Consider the following 14475-nt stretch of genomic DNA (forward strand, 5'->3'; position numbering starts at 1 on the left):
AGATGTTTTATTTTAGTTTACCTGATAAAAATCCCACAAACAAGCCAACAAGCAAATATTTCCAGCTTCTTTTTTAATTATGCTATGATACAGTTAGCAATTCATTTCAATCCACTTCACTTATTTTTCTTACGTGGATTAAATAGGAGGAAATATATTTATGAAAATGGCTCATACTTGTGTTCGTGTAAAGGATTTGGATGCTTCACTAGCTTTTTATCAAAAAGCTTTCGATTTCGAAGTTTCTCGCCGTAGAGATTTTCCTGAATCAAAATTCACTTTGGTTTACTTGACCTTAGCTGGAGATGACTACGAATTGGAATTAACTTATAATTACGATCATGAAGCTTATGACTTAGGTAACGGTTATGGTCATATCGCTATCAGCGTAGATGATTTGGAAGCATTACATGAAAAGCATCAAGCAGCTGGCTTTAACGTAACAGATTTAAAAGGATTACCTGGTACTGATCCTTCTTATTATTTTATCGTTGATCCTGATGGTTACAAAATCGAAGTTATTCGTGCCTAATCAAAAGGTGAACTGAAAATTCAGTTCACCTTTTTTTATCCGATCATGACACTTTCTTCTGGCAATTTATAGTGTCCAGTTGCTTGATTTTTTGCAATCTGAATAGTCAATGACAAGCCAATGGTCAAGATTCCTACCCGACCAATATACATCAACAAAATGATGACTAATTTGCCAACTACTGTCAAATCAGGTGTCAATCCCATAGTTAAGCCAACTGTTCCAAAAGCTGAGACAACTTCAAAAAAGAAATATTCCACTCCAGCAGTTGTAGGCAATTCTTCCGTAATTGATAAAATCACCACCGCAACGATACAAATCGACAAAGCTAAAAAGAACATTGTTAGAGCTTTAAAGACCACTGATGGTTTGATCGTTCGACCGAAAGCTTCCGCTTTATTACGCCCTCTTAGCATTGAAAATATTTGAATCAATAATACTCCGAAGGTAGTCGTCTTTAACCCACCAGCTGTCGAACCCGACGTTCCTCCAATAAACATCAAAAGGATTGTCACAATAATCCCAGCAGAGCTCATTTTGAAATAATCGATCGAGAAAAAGCCAGCTGTTCTTGGCGTGACAGCTAAAAAGAACATATCAACTAATCTAGTTAAGCCACCATTTCCATTAGTTTCAGTTAGATAGAACAATCCAGTTCCGACAACTAATAAGCCAATCGTCACGGTCAAAGCAATTTTACTATGAAGAGAGAATTTTTTCCTTTTTGTAAAATCCAACAAATCTCGCCACACGATAAAACCCAGCCCACCAGCAATAATCAAGCCGGCAATAATCATTAAGACATAAGGATTATCTTCAAATCCCACCATGCTATCGCCAAATAAATCAAAGCCAGCATTACAAAAAGCTGATACAGCATGAAATATGCTCAACCAAAGTCCTTGCGCAATACCATATTTAGGTAAAAAATCTATTGCCAACAAGAAGGTTCCTAATAATTGAATACATAGAGCCAGCCGAATAATATAAAGCATTAATTTCATTACTCCAGACAATGACTCCAAATTTAAGGCTTCTTGCAAAACAATCCGTGCTCGCAATCCCACCTTCATTCGAAACATTGAAAAAAATAAAATAGGGATCATCATAAAGCCTAAACCACCGACTTCAATTAAACATAAAATAATGGCTTGCCCACCAAAATTCCAATGTAAATCTGTCGCCAAAGTGGTCAATCCAGTAACGCATGTAGCCGATGTAGCGGTAAATAGTGCATCAATAAAGGGTGTTGTTTCACCCGACTGACTAAAAAAAGGCAATGTTAATAAACCACTACCTATCAGAATTAATGCTAAAAAGCCCAAAGGGATATATTGAATACTGTGGATTCTAGAAACATTCCTCAATTTTTTCATTCGCTTTATCCTTTAATTATTCCCCATATTTTTGATTTTTATTAGACGTGTAACCTCGGCCCGTTCATTTTCTTCCAGCTTCATCTGAATAAAATAAATCGTTTCTTCTAACTGAGGAATGGTCATATATTCTAAGGCATTCACACGACGTCGAGTTTTTTCAATTTCTTTAGCCATCAATTGACAAGTTTTTTCAATCTCTGTCAGTTCCAAAAGCTTTGGTAATACTTCTGCAAAACGAGCGACACTTTGATCAAGTTCCTCATTAGAATTTAAAAATCCATACTCTAGCGGTCCATCAGCCAAATCATTTTGATGTTGAAAATTCATTACCGGTACTTTGACACTCATGACATCTTTTTCAATCACATCTACTGATACGCGATCTTTTGGCACCGCTAATAGTTCATCAATAAATTTATCATTAATCATAGCGTCAGCTAAGGCAAAATCTTTCATCGCTTGATTTAATTCTACCTCAACTTCTTTACGCAACTGATTATTTTTTTTGATTAAAATAATAAAACGACGCATCAATTCATCTTGTTTATCTTTTAATAATTTGTGCCCTCGTGTCGCTGTGACTAATTGTTTTTTTAGTTTTGACAACTCCATTCGGGTTGGGTTGACATTTAACTTTGCCATGAGTGATCACACTCCTTTTGACAAATACTCATCAAGCATATCATCTTTGATTCGTTTTAATTCAGTACGCGGCAACATTGATAATAGCTCCCAGCCTAAATCTAAGGTTTCAAAAATTGAGCGATTTGTGTAATAACCTTGATTAATATATTCGGCTTCGAAACAATCTGCAAATTTTGCATATATTTTATCGGTATCAGATAAAGCTGAATCGCCTAAAACAACTGCTAATTCTTTGGCTTGTTTACCTTGGGCATAAGCAGAGAACAATTGATTCATGGTAGCAGCATGATCTTTTCGTGTTTTTCCTTCACCGGTCCCTTTATCTTTTAGTCGAGATAAGGATGGCAAAACATCAATTGGTGGTTTGATTCCGCTCTTGTATAAATCTCGAGATAAAATAATTTGACCTTCTGTAATGTAACCAGTTAAATCGGGTATCGGATGAGTCTTATCGTCTTCTGGCATTGATAATATTGGAATTTGCGTGACTGAACCCTTCAAACCGCGTATCCGTCCAGCCCGCTCGTATAAAGTAGCTAGATTAGTATATAAATAACCAGGGTAGCCTCGACGACCAGGAACTTCTCGCCGCGCAGCAGAAATTTCTCGCAAAGCTTCACAGTAATTGGTCATATCTGTCATGATAACTAGGACATGCATCCCTTTTTCGTAAGCCAAATATTCAGCCGCTGTTAAGGCCATTTTAGGTGTCGCGATTCGTTCAATTGCCGGATCGTTAGCTAAATTCATAAATACGACAGAGCGATCAATCGCGCCGGTTTTACGGAAATCCTCCATAAAGTATTCGGCTTCTTCAAAGGTGATCCCAATCCCTGCAAAAACTACAGCAAAATCATCATTAGCATTTAAAACTGCTGCTTGGCGAGCAATTTGAGCTGCCAATTCTTTATGGGGCAAACCTGAACCAGAAAAAACTGGCAATTTTTGTCCACGAACAAGAGTATTTAAATGATCAATCGCTGAAATCCCTGTTTGAATAAATTCATCAGGGTAATCACGAGAAACTGGATTGATTACTTCGCCGTTAATATCTAGATGTTTTTCTGCTAAAACTGCTGGACCATTATCTTTAGGACGTCCTAGTCCATCAAACACCCGGCCAATCATATCTTCAGAAACGGCTAATTCAAGTGGATGACCTAAAAATCGAGCTGTAGATTCTTGCAAATGAATTCCGCTAGTTCCTTCAAACACTTGAACCAAGGCCTTATCTTCACTAATTTCAAGAACTTGTCCTCTTCGAATCTCGCCATTTTTCATACGAATTTCTAACAATTCTTCATACTTGACGCCTTCAACTTTATCAACAGCCATTAAGGGACCTACCACTTCGCTGATTGTCATATATTCTTTAATCATTGGTCATCCCTCCTTTAGCAACTATCTCTTGTAAAATAATTGGTATGCTTTGATGAATATCACTCAATTTTTCAATCTCTGCTTCTGGTAAATACTTACTGCGGGCAACTTTATCTCGCAAATCAGTTGTTCCCTCCATGATTTCTTTCAAGTAGGCACCTAGATCTAGCGCTTTGCGACTCTCACTATAAAAAGTCAAAATATTGTTTAACATTTTAAATTGCTTTTCTCTTGAAGTAAATGTATCCACATCATCAAAAGCATTTTGTTGCAAATAATCTTCGCGAATAGATTTCGCTACTTCCAAAGTTAAGCGATCTTTTTCAGACAGTGAATCAATCCCCACTAAACGAACAATCTCACTTAACTGCGATTCTTCTTGTAAAATTTTCATTCCTTCAGTTACTAAGTCTGACCAAGAAACTTGCATTTGCTGGTCTAAATATAATCCCACTTCATTTGAATACAATGAGTAACTAGACAACCAATCAATTGATGGGAAATGCCTTTGTTGGGCTAGGTTTGCACTCAACCCCCAAAATACTTTTACAACTCGTAAAGTATTTTGCGTGACAGGCTCTGAAGTATCTCCCCCTGATGGTGATACAGCCGAAATTGCAGTAATGGAACCTTCACGCCCATCTGATCCCAGTGCCACGACTCGCCCAGCACGTTCATAATACTCCGCCAAGCGAGAACCTAGATAAGCGGGATAACCTTCATCACCAGGCATTTCTTCCAAACGTCCACTCATTTCTCGCAAAGCTTCAGCCCAGCGAGAGGTTGAATCTGCCATAATTGCTACGTTATAACCCATATCACGGAAATATTCAGCAATGGTAATCCCAGTATAAATAGATGCTTCTCGTGCTGCCACTGGCATATTCGATGTATTGGCAATTAAAATCGTTCGTTCCATCAAGGATTCTCCTGTTTTAGGATCAATCAATTCCGGAAATTCATTCAACACATCGGTCATTTCATTACCACGTTCACCACAGCCAACATAAACTACTAAATCGACATCGGCCCATTTGGCTATCTGATGTTGCACAACCGTTTTCCCAGCACCAAATGGTCCTGGTACAGCAGCCGCTCCACCTTTTACCACTGGAAAGAAAGTATCAATTACTCGTTGACCAGTGATCATTGGTGCTTCTGGATTTAATTTTTCTTTGACTGGTCGACCGCGACGAACAGGCCATTTTTGCAGCATTGAAAAACTTTTTTCACCTTCTTCAGTCGCTAAAACATAAACGGTTTCAGTGATATTAAACTCACCTGAGTGAATTTTTGTAATGGTGCCGCTAACACCATTCGGAACCATAATTTTATGTGTTAGTACTTTCGTTTCTTCTACGATTCCTACTACATCTCCAGCAGAAACAACTGTACCAATTTCTAAAGCTGCTTCAAACCACCATTTTTTTTGATGATCTAAAGCCGGTAATTGGACACCTCGACTCAAAAAATTACTTTGGGTCAACGTTTGAAATTTATCTAAGGGTCGTTGAATGCCATCAAACATTTGAGACACAATTCCTGGACCTAATTCAACCGATAAAGCTTCTCCCGTTGTTTTTACGACTTCCCCTGGTCCAATCCCAGCAGTTTCTTCATATACTTGGATGGAGGCGACATCTTTTCGCATTTCAATAATTTCGCCAATTACCCCCAGCTCTCCAACATAACAAATATCTTGAATTGCTGCGTGACCCATATTTTCAGCCATTACTAACGGCCCAGATACTTTGATTACTCTTCCTTCTTGCAAGCTGTCTGCTCCTTTACAATATATTCATTCCGACTGCTCGTTCTACTTGATCTTGAATCATTTTTTGCCCCAGTCCATCTGTTCCTGCAAAATTTGGAATTAAAACAATCGCAGGGATCATCTCTTCTTCATATCTTTTGACAGTTTCAGGAACCAGTTGCGCAAATTGTTCAGTCAGATAAATGATCCCATAACCTGACTGAGCCATTTCTTCAATATTTTTTCGAATAGCACTTGGTTGTTTATCCGTTCTTACATCAAAATCAAATAATTTGAAAGGCAATACCGAGTCTTTATCGCCAATTGCACCAATTTTATGCGTCATGGGTTACTCGCATCCTTTCCTTAATATCAGATTGATCCATTCCGATTTTTTTTCCAACAACTAATAAACGCAGATTTTTTATTTCAGTTTCTTTTCCGTGCAACAAAGCTAACATTGGTAATGGACCGAAAGCTTCAACTTGATAAGCTTCAAATAAACTTGCCAAATAATCATCTTTGGCCTTTTCCAATTTTGCTAAGTCAACTTTTCCATCTACTACCGCTGAAGCTGCTTCATTTCCATAAGGACTAGCCAAAATAAAATCAGCAAATGTTTGGGGCTGTTCAATAATCGCTAATAAATCTTCTTTGGCGATACTTCCTTGACTAGAAAGAACTGTAGATAGAAAGGCTTTACTTCGTTTTTGACGAATGCCACGACCTAAAATAATTAAATTAGTAAAATCAATAAAGGCTGTGATTTCTGATAGTAGCGCGACATAGCCTAACTTTTCTCCTACTATTTCTTGATTACGCAAAAAATCACGGTCAAAGATAATATCGATTCCTTGTAGACTATTAGACTCTGAAAAATGTGCCTTAACCGCATTTACCGTACCGATAATCTCATCAGGTAAACTATTAGATTGTCCAGTTTTAACCACACTTTTAATTTGTTCTAAAGAATAAAATCCATCATACAAAAATAATTCATCAAAGTTTTGTTCAAGTAATTCTGCCTTCATCAGGGCTTTTAAATTATGATAAGTAAATCGCATCGTATAAATCCATATCACTTCCGGCTCAGGTGCCAGTTCGATTAATTCTGTAATTAATTGATTAAAAGAGTTTTGTAAGCTTTCTTCAAAAGTCTCAGCAAAATCTCCCTGTAAAAATTCCCCATAAAAAGTACTATTTAGCAATTGCTGAACTTCTTTTAAGTCTTTTGCAGCAACTAAACGATCAAACATATCTGGGGTTAACAATTCAAGTTCTTTTAAGCGAATCAGAGGATTTAACTCATGATAGCTATAAGTTTTCATTTAGACCTCCTTAATCCAAAAAGGTTTGTGCCAGTTCGAAGCTTAATGTTTCTTTTTGTTCCTCGATTAATGTTTGATAGAGAAAATTATATTGAATACCTGCTTGATCTAAAATGAACCCCGCTTGATTGGGAATCACTTCATCTGATAATGTTAGTTGGTATTTTAACTGTGCATTTTGGATAGCCAACCATTCTTCGGTGTAAACATCTTTAGTTATTCCACCAGAAATGAATTTCAGCGAGCCAGAAACTGCTAATTTTTTTAATGCTCCATTAGCAAAATTTTGGTGTTCTTCAATTGACCAGTCATTCATGGCTTCTTGTGCGGCAATAAACATTTCATCCAATAATTGTTGTTTTAAATTTAAGTTAGTTTGTTTAGCTGCTACTTGTTGGCGATTTTTTAATTGCTTATTTTTTTCTTCTAATTGATCTAATTGATTTTCATATCTTTTTTTCTGTTCCAATTCAATCTCTTGTAAACTAGCTTGAAATTCTTGCTCAATTCGCATTTTTTCCGTTACTTGAAATTCTGTTTGCTTAAGTTGTGCTTCTTCATTTAATTGATCAATGATTTTTTCAATAGCATCCATTTAAATCGCTCCTTATACTTGACCTACTAATAGGAAAGAAATAACGAAGCCTAAAATGGCATAAGTTTCTACCATTGCTGCATAAATGATTCCCTTTGTTGCGTGCTCAGGTTTTTTAGCCAAGATTTGGATACCCGCTGCAGCCACTTTCCCTTGGGCAATTCCAGAAAATAAACCAGTAAAAGCAATGGGTAAAGATGCTCCTAAATAGCCTAACCCTTGAACAACTGTTAAATCAGACGATAGATTAGTAAAAATTAAGAAGGCAATTACGAACCCGTACAATCCTTGTGTTCCGGGTAATAGTTGTAAAATCAATGATTGTCCAAATTTTTCAGGTTGACTAGTTGTTAGAGCTGCCGCTGCTTCACCGGTCATCCCCACACCTTTCGAAGAACCAATTCCTGAAAAAATTGTTGCTGTTGCCATACCCAAAATCGCAAAAATAATCCCACCACTATTGTTAATTAAATACTCTGTCATTTTGAAATTTCCTCCAATTTATCTTTCTTTTCAATATTGATATATTTTTCCTCTGTTTTCAAAGGCTTGAAGGGTTTGCCTCCACCTTGATAAAATTTGCCGAAAAACTCTACGTATTGTAATCGTGCACCGTGAACATAAGCACTTAATAAGGATAAGAAAATGTTCAAGCCATGCAAGACCAACATTAGCAAAATCCCTACACTAAATTTTGCAACCGGTGGCATATAACCCACCAGCATATTAAACGCTGCGGCGATACTCCCACCTGAAATACCTAAAGCCATCAAACGTGTATAACTTACTAAATCTCCGATATAACCTGTGATGCCGTATAAATCATAGGCCCCACCGGCTAACGCTGCCAATTTTGATTTACTGCCAACCATCGGTAAAACGACTATTGAAAGAGCGCTAATTCCAGCAATAATTATCCCTAAAATAAAGATTGGCGAACTAGTTAAAAGCATCTTCCCAGCGGCAGCAATAATACCGCCTACAAAAATCCCTTGCCAAGCAAAGCCTTGAGAAATAGCTGCCAAATAATTTTTTGCTTTAATATTTTCTGCAGCTGCCAATCCTAAGCCAACGAAAATTTGGATCAATCCGAAAATGATGGATAAAATTAAAATCGTAATTACATCATTACTGGTAGACAATATTGGTTTGTATGGTAATGAAAAACCAAAGAATCCATTATAAATGAGTCCCCATACAATAGTTGGTATGGACAAAATTTGAAAGAATTCCATGAATCGCTTGGTCCCATTTGGTAATATTTGCGATTTTAAAACTATTGTCGTTGCTATCAACATCAATAATCCATATCCAATATCAGCGACCATCATGCCAAAAAACACTAAATAAAACGGCGTGAACCAAGGTGTCGGATCAATTTCTTCATATTTCGGTAGTGCATACATCTCAGTCAGCATTTCAAAAGGCTTAACTAAACGACTATTTTTAAGCTTGGTAGGAATTTCTGTTTCAATTTCAACCAGATTAGGCTCTTCCACGCTTAAATAAACTTCTTCTGTTGCTAACCTTTTTTCCAAAGACAACACTTCATCCTCAGCAATCCAACCTTGCAAAACAAATAAATGGTCTGTTTGGATATAGCTCTTATGGACTAACAATCGATTTTTCTGGGCAAGTAAAGTCTCTTCTGCCCACTCCAATTCATGAATATTTACTCGCTTTTGACCAATCATAGTAGATAATTGCTGTTTTGCTTGATAAACATCATTTTGCTCAGAATGAATTTCAGCTAACTTATTTTTTGGTAACTGGCTTTCTAGATAATCAAACTTCGTGATACTAAAATGAGCGATTAATTGCTTGACGACTGCTTGTTGCTGGTTTAAATAAATTAAACTGAAATTAGTGATTTTCCCATCACTATAAACTTCTTCGAAATAAATTGTTTCTTGCTGTAGATCAGCTTTTAGTTTTTCCCAATTCTCAGTCTCAACTGTTCCTAAAAAAGTTTGACTCGTTTTCAAATTATTTTGCTGTGGAATAACATCTAAATACTGCCATTTAGAAAAAACTTCTTCCTCTACCGTCAATGTTTTTTCTCTTTGATTCAGTTCTGCGAAACGACTGATTAAGTTTTCAATTTCTGTTAATTCAGTCAATAATTTTTCTGGATCAAATTGTTCTTCTAATTGCTGCAAGGTCAAAAATCTGCGTTTTAAATGAATCGCTTTTTCTTTACTGCTACCATGATCTTTAATAAATTTAATACTTTGATGAATAGCTTCAATTTGTTGATCGATCTGTTGAATTTGGTCTTGCTGATCATTTGGTTCAAAATCAGTAAAAAAAGCTTTTACCCACTGATTATTTTCCTTTAAATCGAAAACATCACGCACTTCAACGCCTTGAAATCCTTGAAGGGTAACTAAAATTTCATGGGTTTTTTTATCTTCAGCAATGAGTGTCAGTTTTTTCATTTTACTGACTGCCATATTTTTCTCTCACCCCTTCTAAAATTTTTGTAATTGCTTGCGCCTTAATTAATTCAAAATTTGCTTGATAATGATCCGCTAACTGTTTTTTTTGCTCTTCTAGCTGAAGCGCTTCTTTTTTTAGGTCATCATTCAACTCACGATTTCTCTCAGTTATTTTTTCGTTATTCTTTTTTTGTAAATCTGCTTGTTTTTCCTGTAACAATTGTTGATTCTTTTTTTCAAGTTTTAACAATTCTTTTTTGACTTGGTTCATTTGTGCTTCGTTTCTTTCTTCGGCTGCTTTGATTTTTTCCAGTGCCTCTAGCATCCCGCTCCTCCTTTAATTTGGTTATCTTTTATTTTCATTTTTTTGATGATTTTCGTTTTTTTAATTGAAAACAAAAAAAGGCCGCAAATCTTCAAGTGTTTCTCTCACCCCTTGAGAAACATGATCCTTGAAGCTTACGCCCAACCATTTTGAATAATAAATTCAATTCCATTATAGTATATCAGAAGTTATTAAGAAAAAAAAGGATTCTTATGACAGAGTAGGTTATCTTGCCAAAAAGATTATTTTATGTTATCAAAAGGATAAACCATTTAAAGGAGTTTTATATGAAAAAACCAATCATTGGTATTGTTGCCAACCAACATTATTTAGATAACACAGCTTTTTTTGATCAACCTTTTAGTTATACTCCCCAAGGTTTTATTGATGGTATCCATCAAGCAGGTGGAGTTCCTTTAGTACTTCCTCTTGGTCTTGCCGATTTAGCAGCAGATTATATTGAAAAAATTGATAAACTTTTGCTAGCTGGTGGACAAGATATTACCCCTAGCCTCTATGGGGAAGAACCTCATCCTAAGTTAGGTGCGACTAGTTTGGAGCGAGATTTGTTTGAAATGGCTCTTATCCAAGAAGCTATTGAACAAAAGAAACCAATTTTTACTGTATGTCGTGGCACGCAGATTTTAAATGTCACTTTAGGAGGAAATCTCTATCAAGATTTATCCTTGTATAATGATTGGTCAGTGAAACACGATATGTTCCCAACACCACCTGCTTTTGCTTTACATTCGATTAAAGTAGCAAATAATTCTATCTTAGGAAATTTATTAGCTGAAGAAACACAGGTCAATTCATTTCATCATCAAGCCTTAAAAGAATTAGCTGAACCGCTAAAAGCGATTGCTTGGTCCAAGGATGGTATTATCGAAGCTGTTGAAAGCAAAGATCCTGGTGTGCCGATTTTGGGTGTTCAATGGCATCCTGAATTAGTTCATAAAGCAGACCCTAAAGAGCAGGAATTGTTCAATTTTTTTGTCCAAAAATTCTAAAAAAACGAGCGCCGTCAACTGAATGACGACGCTCATTTTTTTAAAAATTAAAATTATCTGGATCTCCACCTAAACGCTCATTAATGTTTAAGCTATCGATCTCTTTCATATCATCTGGACTTAGTTCAAAATCAAACACATCAAAATTTTCTTTGATCCGATTTTCATGCACTGATTTTGGAATCACAATAATATCACTTTGTAAATGCCAGCGAATAATCACTTGGGCTACACTTTTTTGATGGGTTTCAGCAATTTTCATTAAAGTTGGATTGCTTAAAATTTTCCCTTGTCCTAGTGGGGACCAAGCTTCAACTGCAATATTTTCACTAGCTAAATATTTGCGCAAAGGCTCTTGTGTTAACGTAGGATGAATTTCAACTTGATCAACCATTGGTTTAATTTTTGCAGTTGTCATTAATTCTTCAATATGGTGTTGATGGAAATTAGAAACACCAATTGCTTTTGCTCGACCACTTTCATAAACTTCTTCCATCGCTTTCCAAGAATCGTTAAATTTACCTGGAACTGGCCAATGAATCAAGTATAAATCAACATAATCTAAACCTAATTTTTTCAAGCTTTCATCAAATGCTTGATGTGCTGTTTCATAGCCTTGATCAGCATTCCATAATTTTGTAGTAATAAACAGCTCTTCCCGTGATACGCCAGATTGGCGAATACCTTCACCAACTTCAGCTTCATTCTTATAAATTGCCGCTGTATCGATTAAACGATATCCTGCTTGAATCGCCCATTTTACCGAATTAATTGCATCTTCCGGATCTACACGCCAAACACCTAGACCAAAACGTGGCATTTCTAAACCATTAGCTAATTTTTTTGTTTTTTCCATACAAAATTCCTCCTCCAAATCTTTCAACTATACTTTATTTTGAAGAAAATCTTTTATTTGGTCAAATATTTTGATTATTTTTCCCGATCATTGCGCATAATTGAAAATGATTGGCGCAAGGCACTCACCATGCCACCTTCACTATAAACCAATACATTTGATTTATATAACTGAGCTGAAAATAAGTTCAATAAAATGGTGAAAACAATCAAGACAACTAAAGAGATTACAGCCCCAGAAAGACTCACTGTATCTGTCGACAGTCTCAGTGGCATACTATATGAGGAAAGAAATGGAATATATGCAGTGACCTTTACAATAATATTGGTTGGATTGGCTGCCCCCATAATGATATTTAGCATATAACCAATTAATGAAAGATACATCACTGGCTGTATCGCCTTTGCAGTGTCCTCAGGTTTGTTAACTAAAGAACCACATAAAGCAGATAATACTGCATAAAGTAAAATTCCGAAAATCATAAAGGCCAGCATAATGATTGTGTTTACGCCAAACAAATGTTTAAAGGTGACATTATTAGCTATCCCAGCAATAAAATCGGTATTTTTAAATTGCTGATAACCCACAACAATGGCGACACCGTAAATAATTAATTGGGTCAACGCAACTAGTAAAACGCCAATAAGCTTCCCATAGTAATGAGTTTTAGCCTTCATACTGGATAATAAAACTTCCATAATTCGGGTCCCTTTTTCTGAAGCAATTTCTTGTGCAATAATTGAAGAATAACTCATAATAAAAATAAACATAATAATAGTTGTTGCAAAACTAATCCAATATTGCGCGCCGGTATCAGCCTCATCAACTTTCATTTTACCATCTTCAAAATTCACACGTTTTGCTTGAAATTGCCCGGGTTCAATAATATGAGCGACTTGTTGATTGTTGATATTTAACTGACCAGCACGTAATCCCAACTGCAATTGATTAGTTATTTGTGTCAGCGCACCTTCTGTGGTCGTACCTAATGATGAGGTACTATATAGGGTACTTTGAACAGTATCATCATCTTTTGTATCGATAACGAAATAAGCATCAATTTTTTCATTCTCCAATTGATTTTGTGCTTGTTTCTTTGAATCCATTACTTTGAAATTAAAATCCTCTGACGATTGGCTTTTTAATTGTTCTGCAACTGCCGGCTGATTACTAATGATACCAATTTCGTTAATATCATTTGTATTACCAAAGAAATGTTGTGCCAAATAAAAGATACCCATTAGCAAAAATGGTGCCAAAATCATGATGACAAAAGCTGTTGATTTAACATTTTTTTTGTAAACGTCTTTAATAATAATTCCCATTTTACTCATGTTGGTCACCTGCTTTCCATTTGAATATCTCTTCTAAAGTTGGTGGTTGCTGATTGAACATTGGAATATAGCCATTTTCAGTTGCTTTAGCGAAAATATCTTTGCCAATTTCCGGATCAGACAAAGTTAAATCAAAAGTGCCATCTTCTTTTTGAACAATTTTTTCAACACCAGCAAATTCATCCAATTCCGCAGCTGTTAATGAAGAATCTAGATACAGTTTCGTTCGTCCAAAAGATTCACGAATTTCATGAACCTTACCATCTAAAACAGTTTGGCCATTCCGTAACATAATTAAATTGTCACAAATTTTTTCGACATTATCCATATTATGACTAGAAAAAATAACACATGAACCTTTACCTTTTAACTCAATGATGCCATCTTTTAATAGTTCCGCATTCACTGGATCCAAGCCAGAAAAAGGTTCATCCAAAATAACTAATTTAGGCTCATGAATCAAAGTAGCGATCAATTGAACCTTTTGCTGATTCCCTTTTGATAAGGATTTAACCTTATCTGTTTTCTTACCTTTTACTTGGAATTTTTCCATCCATTCATCAATTTTTGGTACAATTTCAGCTTTTTTCTTGCCTCTTAAAGCGGCAAAAAACAATAATTGTTCTTCAATCGATACTTTTGGATACAATCCTCGTTCTTCTGGTAAATAGCCAATGATGCTATAATCCTTCTCAGTTAATGGTTGTCCGTTCCATAATATTTTCCCGCTATCTTTTGCTAAAAAATCTAGGATCAAACGAAATGTTGTCGTCTTACCGGCACCATTTTGTCCAATTAAACCTAAAATTTTCCCATCCTCAATCGTTAAAGATAAATTATCTAACGCTTTGAAGTCTCCAAAAGTTTTACTAAGTTGCTCCACTTGTAACATTCTTCCCA

15 protein-coding genes and 1 other annotated feature are annotated in these 14475 nt (G+C 35.8%); of the genes, 2 read left to right on the top strand and 13 right to left on the bottom strand.

The genetic code is table 11. The annotated features are described in order from the left end of the window. Positions 1-160 precede the first annotated feature (160 nt). Positions 161-532, top strand: coding sequence for a lactoylglutathione lyase (gene gloA, locus ID741_RS13705; RefSeq protein WP_438720329.1), 372 nt, complete (start codon positions 161-163; stop codon positions 530-532). A gap of 35 nt (positions 533-567) precedes the next feature. Here the strand turns inward: gloA and ID741_RS13710 are convergent, their stop codons facing one another. The 10 genes from ID741_RS13710 to ID741_RS13755 are packed head-to-tail and all read right to left on the bottom strand — an operon-like array spanning position 568 to position 10375. Beyond that, positions 568-1908, bottom strand: a complete 1341-nt coding sequence (locus ID741_RS13710) for a TrkH family potassium uptake protein (RefSeq protein ID WP_438720330.1) — start codon at positions 1906-1908, stop codon at positions 568-570. 12 nt (positions 1909-1920) lie between these two features. Further along, complete coding sequence (locus ID741_RS13715) at positions 1921-2553, bottom strand: V-type ATP synthase subunit D (RefSeq protein ID WP_218324603.1); 633 nt, start codon at positions 2551-2553, stop codon at positions 1921-1923. Between the two features lie 6 nt (positions 2554-2559). After that, positions 2560-3936 carry a V-type ATP synthase subunit B gene (locus ID741_RS13720; protein WP_218324602.1) on the bottom strand — a complete coding sequence of 459 codons (1377 nt, stop codon included), beginning with the start codon at positions 3934-3936 and terminating at the stop codon, positions 2560-2562. Further along, positions 3929-5710 (bottom strand): V-type ATP synthase subunit A, encoded by a 1782-nt coding sequence (locus ID741_RS13725; RefSeq protein WP_218324601.1) that lies wholly within the window; start codon positions 5708-5710, stop codon positions 3929-3931. The genes ID741_RS13720 and ID741_RS13725 overlap by 8 nt, the downstream gene beginning before the upstream one ends. Before the next feature lie 13 nt (positions 5711-5723). Continuing rightward, positions 5724-6035 carry a V-type ATP synthase subunit F gene (locus ID741_RS13730; protein WP_218324600.1) on the bottom strand — a complete coding sequence of 104 codons (312 nt, stop codon included), beginning with the start codon at positions 6033-6035 and terminating at the stop codon, positions 5724-5726. Next, a complete protein-coding gene (locus ID741_RS13735; RefSeq protein ID WP_218324599.1) occupies positions 6025-7017 on the bottom strand; it encodes a V-type ATPase subunit in 993 nt (330 codons plus the stop codon). Before ID741_RS13735 ends, ID741_RS13730 begins: the two co-directional genes overlap by 11 nt. Before the next feature lie 10 nt (positions 7018-7027). Then, the gene (locus ID741_RS13740) at positions 7028-7612 is read right to left on the bottom strand and encodes a hypothetical protein (RefSeq protein WP_438720331.1); all 585 of its coding nucleotides are present in this window, start codon (positions 7610-7612) and stop codon (positions 7028-7030) included. A gap of 12 nt (positions 7613-7624) precedes the next feature. Further along, positions 7625-8095 (bottom strand): V-type ATP synthase subunit K, encoded by a 471-nt coding sequence (locus ID741_RS13745; protein WP_218324597.1) that lies wholly within the window; start codon positions 8093-8095, stop codon positions 7625-7627. After that, entirely contained in the window at positions 8092-10065 is a 1974-nt protein-coding gene (locus ID741_RS13750; protein ID WP_218324596.1) for a V-type ATP synthase subunit I, read from the bottom strand. Before ID741_RS13750 ends, ID741_RS13745 begins: the two co-directional genes overlap by 4 nt. Next, the gene (locus ID741_RS13755; RefSeq protein WP_218324595.1) at positions 10052-10375 is read right to left on the bottom strand and encodes a hypothetical protein; all 324 of its coding nucleotides are present in this window, start codon (positions 10373-10375) and stop codon (positions 10052-10054) included. Before ID741_RS13755 ends, ID741_RS13750 begins: the two co-directional genes overlap by 14 nt. Before the next feature lie 97 nt (positions 10376-10472). Then, positions 10473-10521: a sequence feature (sodium ion sensor (DUF1646 type); this cis-regulatory element may regulate processes involved in with the transportation of sodium ions), on the bottom strand. A gap of 141 nt (positions 10522-10662) precedes the next feature. Between ID741_RS13755 and ID741_RS13760 the strand changes: the two genes are divergently transcribed. Beyond that, the gene (locus tag ID741_RS13760) at positions 10663-11385 is read left to right on the top strand and encodes a gamma-glutamyl-gamma-aminobutyrate hydrolase family protein (RefSeq protein ID WP_218324594.1); all 723 of its coding nucleotides are present in this window, start codon (positions 10663-10665) and stop codon (positions 11383-11385) included. A 40-nt stretch (positions 11386-11425) separates the two neighbouring features. On the opposite strand, the gene ID741_RS13765 is transcribed toward ID741_RS13760, so the two are convergent. The 3 genes from ID741_RS13765 to ID741_RS13775 form a co-directional block, all read right to left on the bottom strand. Further along, complete coding sequence (locus ID741_RS13765) at positions 11426-12241, bottom strand: aldo/keto reductase (RefSeq protein WP_218324593.1); 816 nt, start codon at positions 12239-12241, stop codon at positions 11426-11428. Between the two features lie 74 nt (positions 12242-12315). Continuing rightward, a complete protein-coding gene (locus ID741_RS13770; protein ID WP_218324592.1) occupies positions 12316-13575 on the bottom strand; it encodes an ABC transporter permease in 1260 nt (419 codons plus the stop codon). Beyond that, a complete protein-coding gene (locus ID741_RS13775) occupies positions 13568-14467 on the bottom strand; it encodes an ABC transporter ATP-binding protein (RefSeq protein WP_218324591.1) in 900 nt (299 codons plus the stop codon). The genes ID741_RS13770 and ID741_RS13775 overlap by 8 nt, the downstream gene beginning before the upstream one ends. Between the last annotated feature and the right edge of the window lie 8 nt (positions 14468-14475).

Source organism: Enterococcus sp. AZ103, assembly GCF_051714685.1.
Taxonomy (GTDB): domain Bacteria; phylum Bacillota; class Bacilli; order Lactobacillales; family Enterococcaceae; genus Enterococcus_A; species Enterococcus_A alishanensis.

What these genes read in the sequence shown, in the direction of transcription:
- ID741_RS13750 (WP_218324596.1), bottom strand. Translation starts at nt 10,065, where the DNA reads ATGGCAGTCAGTAAAATGAAAAAACTGACACTCATTGCTGAAGATAAA.
- ID741_RS13760 (WP_218324594.1), top strand. Translation starts at nt 10,663, where the DNA reads ATGAAAAAACCAATCATTGGTATTGTTGCCAACCAACATTATTTAGAT.
- ID741_RS13770 (WP_218324592.1), bottom strand. Translation starts at nt 13,575, where the DNA reads ATGAGTAAAATGGGAATTATTATTAAAGACGTTTACAAAAAAAATGTT.
- ID741_RS13735 (WP_218324599.1), bottom strand. Translation starts at nt 7,017, where the DNA reads ATGAAAACTTATAGCTATCATGAGTTAAATCCTCTGATTCGCTTAAAA.
- ID741_RS13745 (WP_218324597.1), bottom strand. Translation starts at nt 8,095, where the DNA reads ATGACAGAGTATTTAATTAACAATAGTGGTGGGATTATTTTTGCGATT.
- ID741_RS13710 (WP_438720330.1), bottom strand. Translation starts at nt 1,908, where the DNA reads ATGAAAAAATTGAGGAATGTTTCTAGAATCCACAGTATTCAATATATC.
- ID741_RS13740 (WP_438720331.1), bottom strand. Translation starts at nt 7,612, where the DNA reads ATGGATGCTATTGAAAAAATCATTGATCAATTAAATGAAGAAGCACAA.
- gloA (WP_438720329.1), top strand. Translation starts at nt 161, where the DNA reads ATGAAAATGGCTCATACTTGTGTTCGTGTAAAGGATTTGGATGCTTCA.
- ID741_RS13720 (WP_218324602.1), bottom strand. Translation starts at nt 3,936, where the DNA reads ATGATTAAAGAATATATGACAATCAGCGAAGTGGTAGGTCCCTTAATG.
- ID741_RS13775 (WP_218324591.1), bottom strand. Translation starts at nt 14,467, where the DNA reads ATGTTACAAGTGGAGCAACTTAGTAAAACTTTTGGAGACTTCAAAGCG.
- ID741_RS13730 (WP_218324600.1), bottom strand. Translation starts at nt 6,035, where the DNA reads ATGACGCATAAAATTGGTGCAATTGGCGATAAAGACTCGGTATTGCCT.
- ID741_RS13765 (WP_218324593.1), bottom strand. Translation starts at nt 12,241, where the DNA reads ATGGAAAAAACAAAAAAATTAGCTAATGGTTTAGAAATGCCACGTTTT.
- ID741_RS13755 (WP_218324595.1), bottom strand. Translation starts at nt 10,375, where the DNA reads ATGCTAGAGGCACTGGAAAAAATCAAAGCAGCCGAAGAAAGAAACGAA.
- ID741_RS13715 (WP_218324603.1), bottom strand. Translation starts at nt 2,553, where the DNA reads ATGGCAAAGTTAAATGTCAACCCAACCCGAATGGAGTTGTCAAAACTA.